General features: G+C 45.2%; 16 protein-coding genes and 1 pseudogene. 14 read left to right on the forward strand and 3 right to left on the reverse strand.

The window, feature by feature from the left end:
* Nucleotide 1 precedes the first annotated feature (1 nt).
* The 9 genes from DXC04_RS10940 to DXC04_RS10980 all read left to right on the forward strand — a co-directional run bounded on the left by DXC04_RS10940 (nucleotide 2) and on the right by DXC04_RS10980 (nucleotide 10,887).
* Nucleotides 2-628, forward strand: a complete 627-nt coding sequence (locus DXC04_RS10940; protein ID WP_158580481.1) for a bacteriophage Gp15 family protein — start codon at nucleotides 2-4, stop codon at nucleotides 626-628.
* Nucleotides 629-742: 114 nt separating this feature from the next.
* The gene (locus tag DXC04_RS10945; protein WP_118661019.1) at nucleotides 743-5,377 is read left to right on the forward strand and encodes a phage tail tape measure protein; all 4,635 of its coding nucleotides are present in this window, start codon (nucleotides 743-745) and stop codon (nucleotides 5,375-5,377) included.
* A gap of 1 nt (nucleotide 5,378) precedes the next feature.
* Nucleotides 5,379-6,089 carry a mtfA protein gene (locus DXC04_RS10950; protein WP_118661020.1) on the forward strand — a complete coding sequence of 237 codons (711 nt, stop codon included), beginning with the start codon at nucleotides 5,379-5,381 and terminating at the stop codon, nucleotides 6,087-6,089.
* The gene (locus DXC04_RS10955; protein ID WP_118661021.1) at nucleotides 6,090-7,259 is read left to right on the forward strand and encodes a phage tail protein; all 1,170 of its coding nucleotides are present in this window, start codon (nucleotides 6,090-6,092) and stop codon (nucleotides 7,257-7,259) included.
* A gap of 12 nt (nucleotides 7,260-7,271) precedes the next feature.
* Nucleotides 7,272-8,297 (forward strand): hypothetical protein, encoded by a 1,026-nt coding sequence (locus DXC04_RS10960; RefSeq protein WP_118661022.1) that lies wholly within the window; start codon nucleotides 7,272-7,274, stop codon nucleotides 8,295-8,297.
* 11 nt (nucleotides 8,298-8,308) lie between these two features.
* Nucleotides 8,309-8,896 (forward strand): phage baseplate protein, encoded by a 588-nt coding sequence (locus tag DXC04_RS10965; RefSeq protein WP_118661023.1) that lies wholly within the window; start codon nucleotides 8,309-8,311, stop codon nucleotides 8,894-8,896.
* A 13-nt stretch (nucleotides 8,897-8,909) separates the two neighbouring features.
* Nucleotides 8,910-9,440 (forward strand): hypothetical protein, encoded by a 531-nt coding sequence (locus DXC04_RS10970; protein WP_118661024.1) that lies wholly within the window; start codon nucleotides 8,910-8,912, stop codon nucleotides 9,438-9,440.
* 201 nt (nucleotides 9,441-9,641) lie between these two features.
* Nucleotides 9,642-10,097 (forward strand): phage holin family protein, encoded by a 456-nt coding sequence (locus DXC04_RS10975; RefSeq protein ID WP_243112144.1) that lies wholly within the window; start codon nucleotides 9,642-9,644, stop codon nucleotides 10,095-10,097.
* A 37-nt stretch (nucleotides 10,098-10,134) separates the two neighbouring features.
* On the forward strand, nucleotides 10,135-10,887 hold the full coding sequence (locus tag DXC04_RS10980) for an N-acetylmuramoyl-L-alanine amidase (RefSeq protein ID WP_118661025.1): 753 nt from the start codon (nucleotides 10,135-10,137) through the stop codon (nucleotides 10,885-10,887).
* Nucleotides 10,888-10,931: 44 nt separating this feature from the next.
* Here the strand turns inward: DXC04_RS10980 and DXC04_RS16205 are convergent.
* The 3 genes and pseudogenes from DXC04_RS16205 to DXC04_RS10995 form a co-directional block, all read right to left on the reverse strand.
* Nucleotides 10,932-11,132, reverse strand: a pseudogene (locus DXC04_RS16205) (manganese catalase family protein); the annotation flags it as partial.
* Nucleotides 11,133-11,135: 3 nt separating this feature from the next.
* Nucleotides 11,136-11,411: a spore coat protein CotJB gene (locus DXC04_RS10990; protein ID WP_118661026.1), complete on the reverse strand. Its 276-nt coding sequence runs from the start codon at nucleotides 11,409-11,411 to the stop codon at nucleotides 11,136-11,138.
* Complete coding sequence (locus tag DXC04_RS10995; protein WP_021861581.1) at nucleotides 11,408-11,671, reverse strand: spore coat associated protein CotJA; 264 nt, start codon at nucleotides 11,669-11,671, stop codon at nucleotides 11,408-11,410. The genes DXC04_RS10990 and DXC04_RS10995 overlap by 4 nt, the downstream gene beginning before the upstream one ends.
* A 136-nt stretch (nucleotides 11,672-11,807) precedes the next feature.
* Between DXC04_RS10995 and DXC04_RS11000 the strand changes: the two genes are divergently transcribed.
* The 5 genes from DXC04_RS11000 (at nucleotide 11,808) to rsmH (ending at nucleotide 15,865) form a co-directional block, all read left to right on the forward strand.
* Nucleotides 11,808-12,980 (forward strand): FtsW/RodA/SpoVE family cell cycle protein, encoded by a 1,173-nt coding sequence (locus DXC04_RS11000; protein ID WP_118661027.1) that lies wholly within the window; start codon nucleotides 11,808-11,810, stop codon nucleotides 12,978-12,980.
* Nucleotides 12,981-13,082: 102 nt separating this feature from the next.
* A complete protein-coding gene (locus DXC04_RS11005; RefSeq protein WP_021861579.1) occupies nucleotides 13,083-13,922 on the forward strand; it encodes a DegV family protein in 840 nt (279 codons plus the stop codon).
* Between the two features lie 58 nt (nucleotides 13,923-13,980).
* Nucleotides 13,981-14,226 carry a hypothetical protein gene (locus DXC04_RS11010; RefSeq protein ID WP_021861578.1) on the forward strand — a complete coding sequence of 82 codons (246 nt, stop codon included), beginning with the start codon at nucleotides 13,981-13,983 and terminating at the stop codon, nucleotides 14,224-14,226.
* Between the two features lie 242 nt (nucleotides 14,227-14,468).
* A complete protein-coding gene (gene mraZ / locus DXC04_RS11015) occupies nucleotides 14,469-14,918 on the forward strand; it encodes a division/cell wall cluster transcriptional repressor MraZ (RefSeq protein WP_117538353.1) in 450 nt (149 codons plus the stop codon).
* An 11-nt stretch (nucleotides 14,919-14,929) separates the two neighbouring features.
* Nucleotides 14,930-15,865 (forward strand): 16S rRNA (cytosine(1402)-N(4))-methyltransferase RsmH, encoded by a 936-nt coding sequence (rsmH, locus tag DXC04_RS11020; protein WP_021861576.1) that lies wholly within the window; start codon nucleotides 14,930-14,932, stop codon nucleotides 15,863-15,865.
* Nucleotides 15,866-15,901: the final 36 nt, after the last annotated feature.

Genomic DNA, 15,901 nt, shown 5'->3' on the forward strand with positions numbered 1-15,901 from the left:
GGTGTCGGTCGATATCGGCGGTGAAACCTACATGATAAATACGGACTTTCGAACGATCATGGACATTGAAGAGGTTCTTTTTTCTCCTGATCTGACAGAAAAGCAACGGGCTTTCGCAGAAGAGATGGAACAATATAGTGATGTCAGCCATGAGGATGCCTGCCAGAACGCAAGGTATTACGATGCTATGGAAATGTTCTACAAAGGCAACATACCGGAAGATCTGACGGAGGCAATGGAACAGATGCTTTGGTTCTATTCCTGTGGGAAAGAAGAAAAAGGCAAAGCTCCAAAAAAGCCCGTATTATCATTTAAGTATGACTTTGATTACATCAACGCAGGATTCTTACAAGATTACAAGATAGATTTGTTCGAGGTTGATCAACTGCATTGGTGGAAATTTATGTCCCTTTTTTCTGCGCTCCACGATGATTGTAAAATATGTGAGATCATCGGATGGCGAGCGGCAGAGCCGAAAGATTACAAGGATAAAGAACAAAAGAAACGCATCCGAGAGATGCAAAAAGTATACGCTCTACCAAACGAAAGAGCGGCAGAAGAAGAGAAGAAACGAGAAGCGCTTATCGCCGCTTTAATGGGCGATGGTGATATAAGCGGTTTAGTATAAGGGTAAGAGCGTAAGAGCGACGAGGCGTTGGATTCAGAGGGTCGGCGAGGCACTGAATGCGTCAAGATAGCTAGCTGAAAAGATTAACTACTATTTTGACGTGAGGTGAAAAGAATGAGCGATGGAAGAATCGTAATCGATACCGATATAGACAGCTCGGGGTTGGAGTCAGGTCTTGGCAAGCTAAAGGGTATCGTCACAAAAGGGGCGGCAACTCTCGGCATCGCAAAGATGGCTAAGGATGTAGTAGGAGTCGGCAAGTCATTCGAGGCAGGAATGAGCGAGGTGCAGGCTATCTCCGGGGCATCCGGCAAGGATTTGAAAGCACTGAGTGACAAAGCCAAAGAGATGGGCGCAACAACGAAGTTTAGCGCTACGCAGTCAGCTGAGGCTATGAAGTATATGGCTATGGCAGGATGGAAGACGAAGGACATGGTAAGCGGTCTTGGCGGAGTGATGAACTTAGCAGCTGCATCAGGGGAGAATCTCGGTACAGTGTCCGACATTGTGACGGATGCATTGACAGCTTTCGGTCTAAAGGCACAGGATTCCGGGCATTTTGCGGACGTACTGGCAAAAGCATCGTCTAACTCCAATACGAACGTCTCTATGATGGGCGAGACGTTCAAGTACGTGGCTCCACTTGCCGGAGCCATGAAGTACAGAGTGGAAGATACAGCCACAGCAATCGGATTACTTGCCAATGCCGGAATTAAGGGAAGCCAGGCGGGTACGTCACTTCGTTCCATGATGACAAGAATGGTTAAGCCGTCCAAAGAGACAGCAAAAGCCATGAAAGAGTTAGGCTTGGAAGTAGTCAATTCAGATGGATCCATGAAGCCACTCCGTCAGACTATGACAGAGCTCCGACAAAAATTCAGCGGTCTATCAGAAAGTCAGAAGTCCTCAAAGGCTGCATCGATCGCAGGACAGGAAGCTATGTCGGGCTTGCTTGCTATCGTCAACGCATCAGATGAGGACTTTAACAAGCTGACGAAGGCAATCGACAATTCCACAGGTGCCGCAAAGAAGCAGGCTGATACGATGAATCAGAACTTGCAAGGAGCATTGTATGAGCTTGGTTCAGCTGCAGAAGCTGTAGGCATTGAGCTGTACAGCCATATTAAGAAGCCACTGACTAAGGTGGTCATGGCAGGAGCGACACAGGTCCGAGGGCTTGCGTCGGTCGTAAAAAAGAATAAGATTAAGGACTTGGTAGACCCGAGCACGGTCGAGACAGTCAAGGCACTTGGGAATGTGGCAAAGACTGTAGGTGGTGCCGGTCTGAAAGTACTTGGAGCAACAGCCAAGGTTGCAGGCGGCGGAGTGAAAATCTTAGCTGACAACTTAGATAAAGCCATCCCGTTGGCTGCTGGATTAGCCGCGGCAGTCGGTGGGTATAAAGCATATCAACAGGCTACGGTTGCGGTGCAGGCATTATCCGGGGCTTACAAGACATTGACAGCTATGGAAAAAGCAAATGTGATCACATTAGTTGCATCGCAGGGCGGGCTGACAGGTTTACAGACCGTGGTTGGAATATTTACCGGCAAGGTATCGCTTGCAACTGCTGCCACTGGTGCATTTAATACGGTATGCGCGGCGCTTGGTGGACCGGTAGGGCTTGCCGTGCTTGGAGTTACTGCTTTAGGTGGCGCAATGCTTGCACATTCCATCCTAACCGTCAACGCAAGCAAAAAAGAAGATGCTATGGTGGAGAAGATAAAAGCATCCACCAAAGCAAGAAAAGAATACACGAAGTCGTTGCAGGATAGCAAAAAGCAGAGGGCGGAAGATATTCAAGATGCGAACTGGCAGGGGGCGCAGGCTGACGGCTTAGCTTCCAAGCTTCGTGCATTGATGGCAGTTGAAAAGAAAAGTGCAGGACAGAAAGCACAGATCAAGACCATTGTCCAACAGCTAAATGAGATCTACCCAGATCTCAATCTTAAGTATGATCAGGAAAAGGATAAGCTGAATAAATCAACCGCTGCCATTGAGAAAAATATCGAAGCGCAGAAGCAACTCGCACTTGCAAAGGCATACGGGGCGCAGATGGCTGACGTGGCCAAAGAGCAGGTGCAGACAGAGAGCAAGTTGGCAAAAGCCACGGATGAGAGGGCGGAAGCCAAGAAAAGGCTTTCAGAAGCTGACAAGCTGGTAGCCGATGCGGAGAAGCACGGGAAGATCGACCCGACCACTGGGCAGAATACAGATCTTCTTAAAGCGCTTTCCGAACAGAATAAAGCAAGCCAGGCGTTCACGGCTGCAGATGAGAATGTAAGGAAGTACAAGCAGAGCTTAAGCGAGCTCGGACAGGAATTTGACCTACTCGGTCAGAAGCAGGTCAGCGAAACGAACTACGCTACATTCCTGCAGAACATCGACAAGATCTGTGCAGAAGCGAAGATTAAAGCGAAGGATGTTCCAGAAAGCGTAAAAGCCGGAATCAAGGAAGGCGCGTACACAAATCCGGCATCCGGCGATGAGTTGAAGAGCCTGATCAAGCTGGACGGTCTGATGCAGGAAGCAAAGTCGCAGGGTGTGAAAGTTCCGGCGGCAGTCAGCCAAGGAATTCAGGCAGGCAAGTATGCACTGCCGAAGAGCGTGGCGCAGATGAAAGCGCTTGTGAAGTTCAATGACCTGTCGAATAAATCTTTTAAATCCGGCGTAAAGATTCCACAGAGCTTGCAGAGAGGTATTGCTTCTGGAAAAACAAAGCCATCTGCTGCCGTTAAGCAGATGAACGCTCTTATCAAGTTTGACGAGCTTGTGAATAAGTCCGGGAAAGCCGGGAATAAGTCTGTGCAGGCGATTGTGAAGGCAGTTAATTCCGGAAAAATGAAGCCAGCGCAGGCAATCAAGCAGATGAACGCAATGCTCGAAAAAGAAGCTGGAAATGGTGGGAAAAAGAGCGGAAGCAAGAGCGGCAACGAAATGGCGAAGTCCATTCAGAGTAAGAGCGGAAAGGTCAAAAGTGCTTCGACTAAGGTAGTGAAAGAGGCAGCATCTTCTGCAAAAGGTTCGGCAAGTTCATCTTTTCGTCCCGTCGGTACAAATATTGCGTCCGGAATCGCATCCGGAATCATCTCTAATTCTTCAGTAGTCAGCGAGGCGGCAAGAAGAGCGGTTAAAAAAGGAAAGGATGCAGCAAAAGACGAAGCGGATATCGGCAGTCCGTCAAAGGTATTTGCTGACGAGGTTGGCCATTGGCTTCCTGCAGGTATCGCTGTCGGGATTGACAAGAATACTAAATCAGCGACGGATGCGTCGAGACGAATGTCTGCAGCATGCCTTACAGCTTCACAGAAAGAGTTGGATATTTGTTCTCCATCCAAGAAGTTCCGTGATGCAGTTGGAAAGAACATTCCGAGGGGCGTCGCTTCCGGAGTAAAGACAGCTAAAATAGAGCTGATTGGCGAGATGCAGACCGCCATGAAAGAAACACTCAAGACGGCAGAGGCAATGGCGAAGAGCGGTAAATATTCCGAGGTCGGTTCTAATCTGATGTCGAATCTGTCTGATTCACTCAGCACAGCAAAGACTCGTGCATCCGACAAAGTACAGTCTGCGATTGATGCGCAGGTAAATGCAGTACAGTCGGCGAATGATAAGAAGGAAGAAGCACTCCAGAAGAAGATTGATAAGACAAAGAATAAGGGTACGAAAAAGAGACTCAAGAAGCAGTTAGCTGCTATGAAGAAAGCGCACACTAAGGAAGAGAATAAACTTTCCAAAGCCGGCGAAAAGGTTGCGAATGCATTTAACAGTGCTTTCGAGAAAGAGTCGAACCGGCTTACAGATATTGCGCAGAAGAAGCTACAGGAGCTGTCGGAGACCTACCAGAAGAAATACGATGAGATCATCAGCCTGCGTGATAGTCTTACGGATAAGCAGCAGTCTTACGGAAATGTGTACGACCTTGCACAGAATATTGCGGATATCGAAAGATATCAGGCTGATCTGAAAGCACTGGAGAATAATATTCCGGATTCCATGATGGAGCGTATTCTGGGAATGAATGTGGACGAAGCGACTGCTTACATGGACTGGTTCCGTGGTATGACGAAAGAACAGCAGGGCGCATACGTGAAGAACTGGAAGAAACAGCAGTCCATGTCCGAAATCTTTTCCAAGTCATTCTTTGCGGATGATCTGGAGAAAATCCAGACGGAATATACCACGAAGATCAAAGCAGCAACCAAGGATTTTGAAAAGCAGATGAACAATGTCGGCAAGAATATTGCCAAAGGATTATCTGCGGGTATTACATCCGAAACCAGATCGGCGGAAAAGGCTATGAAAAAGCTGTGCTACAGCATGATCAAGACGGCAAAAAAATCGCTCGGTATTCACAGCCCATCCAGAGAGTTCAGCAAGATCGGAGTCCGCGATATTGAAGGTCTGGAAGTTGGACATGAGAAGAAAGCAAAATCTCTATACCGGCAGATGGACAGCCTGTCAGGTACGATGGCGCAGCGGTTTGCCAATGCAAAATTAAATGTACCGGACATTACAGCCAGACTGCAGTCTGCGGTTGACAGGCAGGTGCAGCAAATCACGGCACGGATGCAGCCGGTAGTACAGCAGCAAATCGCACAGAGCCAGCAAACTCCGGCAAATAATTTTCCGAAAAATATTACGATATCCATTCCGATGAACGGAAGAGAAGTTGCGAAAGAGACATTTCCTTTTATGGATTTACTGCTTGGCGAGGCTGCAGCGAGAAAAATGAGAGGCGGTGTGTAAGATGGGGAAAGTGTTAGGTGCGCAGATTGGAGATAAGCACACGTTGAAAGATTGGAACCTTGGCTGGACGTCGATCAACCTTGGTTTCCCGGAAGCAAAGACATATGAACAGGAGATTCCCGGAGCAGACGGCTCTCTTGATCTGACAGATGCGATCTGCGCCGGTGATGTAAAATACAAAAACAGATCCTTGTCCCTGGAGTTTGAAGCTCCGGACAGGGATTTCTTTGAATGGGCGAGCCTTACGTCGGAGATTGCCAACTATCTTGTAGGCAAGAGGCTCAAGATTATCCTTGATACGGATCCAGACTACTACTACATCGGCAGGCTCAAGCTTGATACTGAAAAAACCGACAGGGAATTAAGTGTGATCACACTTTCAGGCGATGTTGACCCGTACAAGATGGAACTTCACTCCGGGGCAGAAGATTGGCTTTGGGATAGTTTCAGCTTCGAGACTGGCATCGTTAGGGAATACAAAGACATCAAGGTCAATGGCGAGTATGAGCTGAACATCATCGGCAGAAGGAAGCGAGTTATTCCGACGTTTATTTGCTCCGAACCGACAGAGGTCGAGTATCTTGGCAAGACTTACAGTCTTTCGACAGGTAAGAGCAAGGTGTTTGATATTTGGACGACCGAGGGCGACAATATTTTGAAGCTCAGAGGGAATGGCATAGTGACGATTGACTACAGAGGAGGAAGCTTATAGATGTACAGAGTATATTGCGACGGGAAAGTCTTGCATGACATCAGAGACCCTAGTTATACGTTGCGAAGCCTGAAGCTCACACTTGAGCTGAATAAGACAGGCTCGTTTTCGTTTGAGATTCTGCCAACGCATCCACACGCCAACGGCATCAAAAGGCTGTCGAGCATCATTACGGTAGAGCAGGATGACGAAGTGCTGTATATCGGCAGACCGACCACAGACGAACAGGATTTTCAGCTTACTGGGCAGGTCACTTGTGAGGGTGAACTTGCGTATCTGTTAGATACGGTGCAGGAAAAGCATACGTATGGCTCACAGAGTGCTGAGAATGGCGAGGCTGACACGAACAGGAAGATACTGGCTAAGATGGTCGAAATGCATAATATTCAAGTCGGTGCGGAAAAGCGGTTTACGTGTGGAATCATTGACGTAGACGAAGAGCCGGTTAAAATGCTGACTACAAACTTTGAAAGTACGTGGAACAGTATCGATACGAATTTCCTGCAGAAATATGATGGGTATCTGCGCATCAGGCATGACCGAGGCATCAACTACCTTGATTATGTCAAGAGATACGGGCGAGTGAATAATCAAGCCATCCGGCTGGGTGAGAATCTGTTGGATATTCAAAAATCCGTCAAGACAGAGGACGTCAGAACGGCAATCATCCCGATGGGTGCGAACAATATCACGGTAGCAAATGCTACTGGGCATGATGGAAGCATCTATGTTCGGGATAGTGAAGCTATCAAGGAATACGGTTGGATTGTGGAAAAAGTAGATTTTTCCGATATCAACAATCCAGACGATTTACTGGTAGAGGCAAAGAAGTATCTTGCTAAGCGAGTGAAGCCGACGGTAAGCATTGAACTGACGGCTGTAGACCTCAGCCTGTTAGATGCAGACATTCAAGCGTTCCGCTTGGGTGATTTAGTGCCACTCACTTCTGACATTCACGGAGTAAGTAGCACGATTGGGGATGTAAACACGTACTACCCGATTAGTAAGATAGTGTTAGATTTAGAAAATCCGACTAATTCAAAAATCACGCTCGGAGCAACGAGGCCAACATTGTCATCAAGCTTAATGTTTGGCTTTAACTCTGACAGGAAAGAGAGCGTTGATATCCAAGAATTAACAAAAGAGGATATCGATGAAATATGTGTTTAGGAGGTATCACACATGAAATTTAAAGGACTTGGAAAAGAAAGTGCCAAAATGCTTTGGAATAAGATTAAGGCAGAGCTGTTCAATAAATCCGTGACAGATGTTGAGGTATCGGGGAGAACGATGACCATCACAAAAGGAGATGGCTCGACATCAACGCAGACCACGCAGGATACGACTTACGGAGTAGTAAGCAAGTCGGCCAGTGGTCTTGCACCGAAATTACCGGACGAAACGACAACGACAAAATACTTGCGGCAGGATGGTACATGGGCAGTGCCGCCGGATAACAATACGACGTACAGCGATGCGACTCAGGAAAATCATGGTCTGATGTCAGCGGCTGACAAGAAAAAACTGGACGGTGTAGAAGAAGGCGCAAATAAGTATGTGCATCCGACTACATCTGGCAATAAGCATATTCCTTCCGGTGGTTCACCTGGACAGATTCTCAGAAGGTCTGAGGACGGAACAGCAGCATGGGGTGCAGATAATGATACTACATACGATGTATTTGAAGGTGCAACTGGTACACATAAGGGTAAAGAGGGACTTGTCCCTGCGCCTGGAAATTATAATGATGCGAGTGTCCTGACAAGCGGAGGAACATGGGCAATGTTAGGCGGGAACATGTTTTATGATTCAGATGAAGTTGGAAGCGTTCTTAATTTAAAAGTAGGAGATAAGTCAAGCGGAAGCATTACACTAGAAAGAGCCACAGATAACCAAGACGGGCTAATGCCGAGAATGATGTATAGTAAGCTAAGTACGCTGCCGTCAGCAACAGAAATGTCAAATATGTACGCCAAGAAGTCAGATATCACCGGAGTTTACAGACCGAAAGGCTCCGTAGCAGATGCGTCCAAACTCCCTACATCCGATCAACAGAGCGGAGATGTTTGGTCTATTGAGGCGGACAGCGCTTTCGGACCTGCAGGAACGAACGTAGTGTGGACTTCTGACGGCAAGTGGGACAACTTAGGCGGTATCGTTACGATGGAAGAGCTTACACAGGCAGATATTGATGAGATTTGCGTATAGGTGGTGAGATCATGAAATTAAAATGGCTCGGAAGGAAGAGCACAGAGATGTTATGGGCGAAAATGAAAGCATACGTTGATGATCATAGCTCTGGTGGACTGACACTTAACAAAGTATATCCGATAGGTAGTGTTTACATTTCAGCAAACGGTGCAAATCCGAATGCCATAATTGGTGGCACATGGGAAGAATTTGCAACTGGTAGAACATTGATAGGTTATGATCCAGCTGACGATGATTTAACGGAAACAGGAATGACAGGTGGCGAAAAAAAACACACACTTACAATTGAAGAAATGCCATCACACAAACATGACGTAACGGTAAACAGCAAAGAACTCACTGGTAGTGTATGGAATTTCGTTGGACAGAACGCAAATTACGGTCCGGGTAATTCTACATCCGGCGTATTCTCAAAAGGTGGGGATGAAACATGCTTTTATCCATCGTCTACAAGAAAAGCAACCGGTATCAATGATGGCTTTATGTTAGATGCAACACACGATCATACAGCCATATCCGGTAATACAGGTTCTGGAACAGCACACAATAACATGATGCCGTATATCACGGTGAGAATGTGGAAGAGGACAGCATAGAAAGGAGTTTAAAATGGGATTAACTGAAATTTTACACAACTTATTACACGCCACTTACGGACGAGATGTCCGTCAAAGCTTGCACGATGGCGTAAAAATGGCAGTTGAAACTGCCGACGAAACAGAAAAAGCGCAAGTTAAACTTAACGGAAAGTTTGAAGCGCAAATTAAGAATATGACTCTTGACAGTCCGTCAGATGCCGAGATTGTGGCGGCCAGGACGGACGCAAGTGGGAAGGTATATGATACGCTTGGTAAAAGGTTGGATGCAAGCGACGCAAATGTGAATGAAGTTCAAACCTTACTTATGTCAGGAGTTGCACGAGTTGCATCGTTTTCTGGCACGTTTAAGAAAAATGCAACTAAGCAGGGTACTATGAATATTCAGAAAAGCAAGGATGTAGAAATCGAAGGTCGGACGTATAAATTCGTGCCGATAGGAGTGGTTGGCTGCAGAGAAACTCAGGCGTTGCTGCAAGTGGCGCATACACAGTACAGAGTACTTTTGTATGCTACGAAGCGGAGATCGATCAAGCTTATGTGACTGTTAGACTGAACGAAGTGCCGAATATGGACGTAACGGTTGAACTCGACGTACTGTATGTGCTTTCGCTACAGGATATGGATCAGTTGTTAGTCTAATTTGAACCAACTTGGACTAACTTCGAATTAGCTTCGAGTTAGAGCGAGACAAATCAGAGGATTCACCACGAACCCCTCTATATTAAAAGAAAGGATGATTAGAATGATGGAAAGAATCATGTATCTTTTGGCAAGCAATTCGTTTTTTAAAATTCTCTTGCTTGCCGTGACGTTAGACACCATGCTCGGAGTGCTTCGAGCCATGAAAGAGCACAAATTTAACAGTTGCGTTGGCATTGACGGAGCAATCCGAAAGGCGGCAATGCTCTTGTCAGTATGCCTGTTTATGGCGGTCGACATTATCGTCAATATTAATATGCTAAGCTTCGTAGCTGATAAATACGTGCAGATGCTCGGAATACATAAATTAGGCATCTGCGAATTTTTCTGCCTGCTATACATTTTATACGAAGCAGTCAGTGTATTGAAGAATATGACATTATGCGGACTTCCGGTACCGCCAAAGCTTAAGAGATGGGTTCAGAAATTCCTAGAAGATATGACGGAGGAGCTACCAGAAGAAGCTATTGATCATACGGAAGAGATTAGAGAGTCGTAAGGCTCTCTTTTTTATATACAAATTAGGAGGTAGACACATGGCAAAATACAACATACACGCAGGACACTGCCCACAAGGCAAAGGTGCTTCCGGGGCAGTAGGGTATTTGAAGGAATCCGTAGAGGATAGAAAAGTGAAAGGCGAAGTGATTCGGCTCCTGCGGGCAGCAGGACACACGGCATACGACTGCACCTGCGATAAGAAGACGGACCAGAACGGTTGTCTTAGATATATCGTAGCAAAATGCAATGCGCACACAGTAGCGCGGGATGTCAGCATCCACTTAAATTCCGGTGGCGGTACCGGAGTGGAAGTTTTGGTTGTATCAAAAAATTCCAAAGCATATAAAGAAGCAACGCGGATTTCGGCGAAGATTGCCAGAGCATTAGGGATCCGCGACCGTGGTGTGAAGATCCGTCCGGAGCTTTATGTTCTCCGGCACACGAACGCGCCGGCATTTCTGGTGGAGTGCAGCTTCGTTGACAATAAAACCGATTATCACGCATGGAATTATAAGAAATGCGCCAGAGCGATCGCAGAAGGCCTGATCGGAAAGAAGATAGAAGAGAAGCCGGCAGCGAAGAAAGCTGCGGATAAATTTTTCAAAGTAAAGACCAAACAGGCACTTAATATTTACAAGAGTCCCGGCAAAGATTACACTGGAAAGAAAGCACCGGAATCGGTCTATACGATCACGGAAACGAAGACCGTGGAGAAGATGCCGTATGGCAGATTAAAGTCCGGCGAGGGCTGGATTAAGATATCCAGTAAATACGCAGAAACGCTGTAAAAACGCATTATAATAAGGAAGAAAAATAAGCGAGAACGTTTTTGGGCGTGTTCTTCCGTACCGATATCCGTAAGGATACCGGTGACCTCGTTGTAAGGCATTGTGTATCGCTGGGAGAGATACCGCATGGATGCACCCAGTTCACCATCAGGACCACCGAACTGGGATATGATCACCTGAGCTATCTTTGGATTTGTCTGGGTGATTTTTACCGGATGTTGCAGACGCTTTTCATAATTCCACATAGATTAACAGCCTCCTTCCTGCCATGGCCAGCTCTGTGTGCTCCACTGCCAGCGTTCACATGGAGTGGCAGTTGCAGTATCGATCGTGAGCGGCCCATAATTTCTGGAATATTCCTGAAGTGCGCGTGTGCGCTGCGTACGAAATTCCTCAAAATACTCTAATGCTTCTGCGTCATCAGGGTGTGTGTCGAGAAATAAAGTCACATCATTGATTGCAAAGCTGACGGCATTGATCCATTGTAAGAGTTCTTGACGGGATAATCTTTTATCATTATTCATCGAAGAACACCTCCTGTTCCAAGAAATGGTTTATCGAGTTCGGCAAAAATAGTACCTGCATGCAGCCCTTTCGGCGGATCGTATAGGCACTGGAATTTCTGGATGGGAACATATGCCATAGCAAGAACCTGCATGGAAATATTGGAAGTGTTATCGGAGCAGGCATGCTCATGACAGCCGGAGCCTGAAGGAACACCAAGGGAAACGTTCCGCATGGAGTTTCCGCAGCAATTAGAAGCTTGATAGCGATAATTAGGCATTTTTAGAAACCTTCCTTTTCAATTATTTGCATTATTATAATATGAAAGAAGTCAAAAAGAGGTGCAAAGACCGGAATTTTTAGTTGTTTTTAGAATCATATCTGAGTATAATGAATACGATTGGAGTGTAAATAAAATGACAAGGACAGTGAAAAGAGAAATTACAGAACAAAGGAAAAAAACAATCCCATATTTTGATTATAGTCTGGTTGCAATTCTTATATGCCTTGTATGTTTCGGGCTGGTAATGTTATACAGCACCAGTGCATACAGTTCCATGAAGATCACCGGACAGAAAAGCAGTATATTTTATTTGAAGAAACAGATAATTTTCTGTCTGGCTGGTTTTTTTGTGATGTGGTTTATCTGCCGCTTTATTGATTACCACTGGTACATTAAGCGTGCAAAACCGCTATATTGGGTATCCATAATACTGATGGCACTTGTACAAAGCCCAATCGGAAAAGGAGCCAAGGGAGCCAAGAGATGGATCATGGTACCTGGAATCGGACAGTTTCAGCCATCGGAGGTTGCAAAGATTGCGGTGATACTATTTATCCCGGTAGTGATCTGCAAGCTTGGAAAGAAGATTAATACAAAAGAAGGATTTATCCATGTAATGGTCTGGGGACTGTTATCCGCAGCATGTGTATATTTTTTGACAGATAATTTAAGTACAGCGATTATCGTAATGGGCATCAGCATTATTATGATTTTTATTGTTCACCGGAAGACAAAGATCTTCTTTGCAGCTGCAGGTGGCGGTCTTGCAGCGATACTGGTGGGCGTGAAGATCTTGGGTATGGTACTTACGACAAGTAAGAGTTTCCGGATGCGACGGGTTCTTGTATGGCTGAATCCGGAAAATTATGCATCAGAAGGCGGATACCAGATTATGCAGGCGTTATATGCGATTGGTTCCGGAGGCTTTTTTGGAAAAGGTCTTGGAAACAGCGCACAGAAGACAATCATTCCGGAAGTGCAGAATGATATGATCCTTTCTATTATATGTGAAGAACTTGGCGTGTTTGGAGCAATTCTCGTTCTGACACTGTTTGGCTTATTATTATACCGTCTGCTGTTTATTGCACAGAATGCGCCGGATTTGTATGGTTCACTGATTGTGACGGGAATATTTGCTCACATGGCTTTACAGGTATTTTTAAATGTGGGAGTTGTGACAAATCTGATTCCGACAACAGGTATTACATTACCATTTATCAGTTATGGGGGAACAGCAATTCTGTTCCTTTCTATAGAAATGGGAATTGCGCTAAGTGTTTCAAAACAAATAAAAATAGAACAATAACGGAATAAAAGACTTTCTTTTCCGATGTGAATGTGCTATGATATTAAACGTAGTATTAAAAACTACATTTAATGGAAATAAAAAGTTTACCGGGAGGAAGACATGAGTTATAAAATAGTTGTAGATAGTTGTGGTGAATTAACGGAAGAGATGAAACAGTCAGAGCATTTCGTGACCGCATCACTGGAGATAGAAGTAGATGGTTATCATATCATTGACGATGCAACATTTGATCAGAAGGATTTTTTGAGAAGAGTTGCAGCGGCTCCGGAGTGTCCGAAGTCCTCCTGCCCATCACCGGAACGTTATATGGAGATGTATCACTGTGATGCTGAGCATGTATATGCAGTTACATTATCGGCTGAGCTGAGTGGTTCTTACAATAGTGCAGAGTTGGGGAAGAACCTTTATAAAGAAGAATATGGAGAGAAACAGATCCATGTATTTAATTCTAAGTCTGCTTCAGTTGGAGAGACTCTAATCGCACTGAAGATTGCAGAGTGTGAAGAAAAGCAGATGAGCTTTGAAGAGATTATTAAGACAGTGGATGCTTATATAGAAGAGCAGCACACGTATTTTGTACTGGAGACATTGGAGACATTGAAAAAGAACGGAAGACTGACTGGTATTAAAGCGATGATGGCAACTGCGCTTAATATCAAGCCGGTAATGGGTTCTACACCGATTGGAAGTATCTGTCAGCTGGGTCAGGGAAGAGGCATGAAGAAAGCAATCGAGAAGATGGTTGCGCAGGTGAAGAAAGATGCGATACGACCAGAAGAGAAGATTCTTGCGATTACACACTGCAATTGCCCGGAGCGTGCTGAAGACATGAAGAAAATGGTTCAGGAACAGATGAAGGTAAAAGACATCATCGTCCTGGATACGGCGGGGATCAGCAGTATGTATGCAGCAGACGGTGGAGTGATTCTGGTTGTCTAATCCGGAAAGGTGTGATAGAATAACGGTAGTTATTCGATAAGAAGGAGACAGATACCTGATGAGTCAGACCAAAGTTGACAATTATAAAGAAGAAAAAGCAAACCGGCGAAGATTACGCCGGAAGCACAGATTATATAATCTGATGCGCAAGTGTCTGGTAGTATTTGTAGGAGTGATCTTACTTGGCTGGATTACTTATTCGGCGTATCATACTTATGAAGCGAAGCAGTCAAGACCGGAAGTAGAGATTGATTACAGTGCTTTGCAGAATTTTCAGAGCAATCTGGATAAAGCAGAAGAATAAAATAAATAATAAGAATCAAAGAGAGTTGATGTTCAAAAGCGTAGGCTTGCGAGTGTCAACTCTCTTTATATGTATATAATGAGTCAAGTCACATTCTATGTTGATTTCACAAAAAACACACAAAAAAGGCTTGAAATCACTGAAAAAGTGTTTTACAATTAGTTCAAGTGGTAGAAAGTGGTGAGAAGTGGAGAAAAGTGGTGCGAAAGTGGTGGACCACTTTGAAAGAAGGTGAGTTCATTATGCTAAGGGGATTAAAAGGAGAATACAGTCATAACATAGACGCCAAAGGGCGACTGATCATTCCGGCTAAGTTCCGTGACGATTTAGGGGAGCATTTCGTCATAACAAAAGGAATGGAAAACTGCCTGTATGTATACCCGGAAGCAGAATGGATCGCTTTTGAAGAGAAACTGAACAACTTACCGACGACCACAGACAAAAAAGCCCGCGCATTTGCATATTTCTTCCAGGGAAGTGCAATTGATGGCGACCTTGACAAACAAGGCAGAACTCTTATTTCAGCCCCACTCAGAGACTTCGCCGGACTAGGAAAAGAAGTTGTATTTGTCGGCATGGGGAAGCGTGCCGAGATCTGGGATAAGGCAAAATGGGAAGCTAAGAATGCTGAGGTGGAAATGAATATTGAGGATATTGCATCCGATATGGAAGCAAGCGGGTTCAGTATCTAGAGGGAGAAGATATGGAATTCGTACACAAATCAGTATTATTAAAAGAAACAATTGATGGATTAAAGATTAAACCGGACGGCATCTATGTAGATGGAACGCTCGGTGGAGGCGGACATGCCAGTGAAGTGGCAAGACGTCTCAGTGACAAGGGGAGTATTATAGGAATAGACCAGGATGCCGCTGCAATTGAAGCAGCCGGGATTCGCTTAAAAGACTTCGGAGAGAAAGTCATAATAGTAAGAAGTAACTATTGTGATATGAAGTCACAGCTAGGTAAGTTAGGCATTGACAAGGTCGATGGGATCGTGCTCGATCTGGGCGTATCATCTTATCAGTTAGATACGGCAGAGCGGGGATTCTCTTATCGCGAAGATGCACCTCTCGATATGCGGATGGACAGACGTCAGAAGATGACAGCGAGAGACATCGTCAATGACTATGAAGAACGGGAACTTTATCGTGTGATCCGTGATTATGGCGAAGATAAGTTTGCCAAGAACATTGCAAAGCATATTGTGGCTGCGCGTCAGAAAGCACCGATTGAGACAACGGGACAACTGACAGAGATCATACGTGCATCAATCCCGATGAAGTTTCAGAAGAAGTCCGGACATCCGGCAAAAAGAACCTTCCAGGCAATTCGTATTGAATTGAACCAGGAGCTGGAAGTGCTAAAAAATTCATTGGACGCTATGATTGATTTGTTGAATCCAGGGGGCAGACTGTGCATCATTACATTCCACTCACTGGAAGACCGGATCGTGAAAAGTGCATTTCGTAAGAATGAAAATCCATGCACATGTCCAAGCGATTTTCCTGTATGTGTATGCGGGAAAATATCAAAAGGGAGTATTATCACTAGAAAACCAATCCTTCCGAGCAAGGAAGAGATGGAAGAAAACAGTCGTGCAAAGAGCGCAAAGCTTCGTATTTTTGAGCGGAGCTGACACATGAGTATGTAATAATTAAAAGTGGGAAAGGGG

The sequence above is a fragment of the Dorea sp. OM07-5 genome, assembly GCF_003481355.1.
GTDB lineage: Bacteria > Bacillota > Clostridia > Lachnospirales > Lachnospiraceae > Dorea_D > Dorea_D hominis.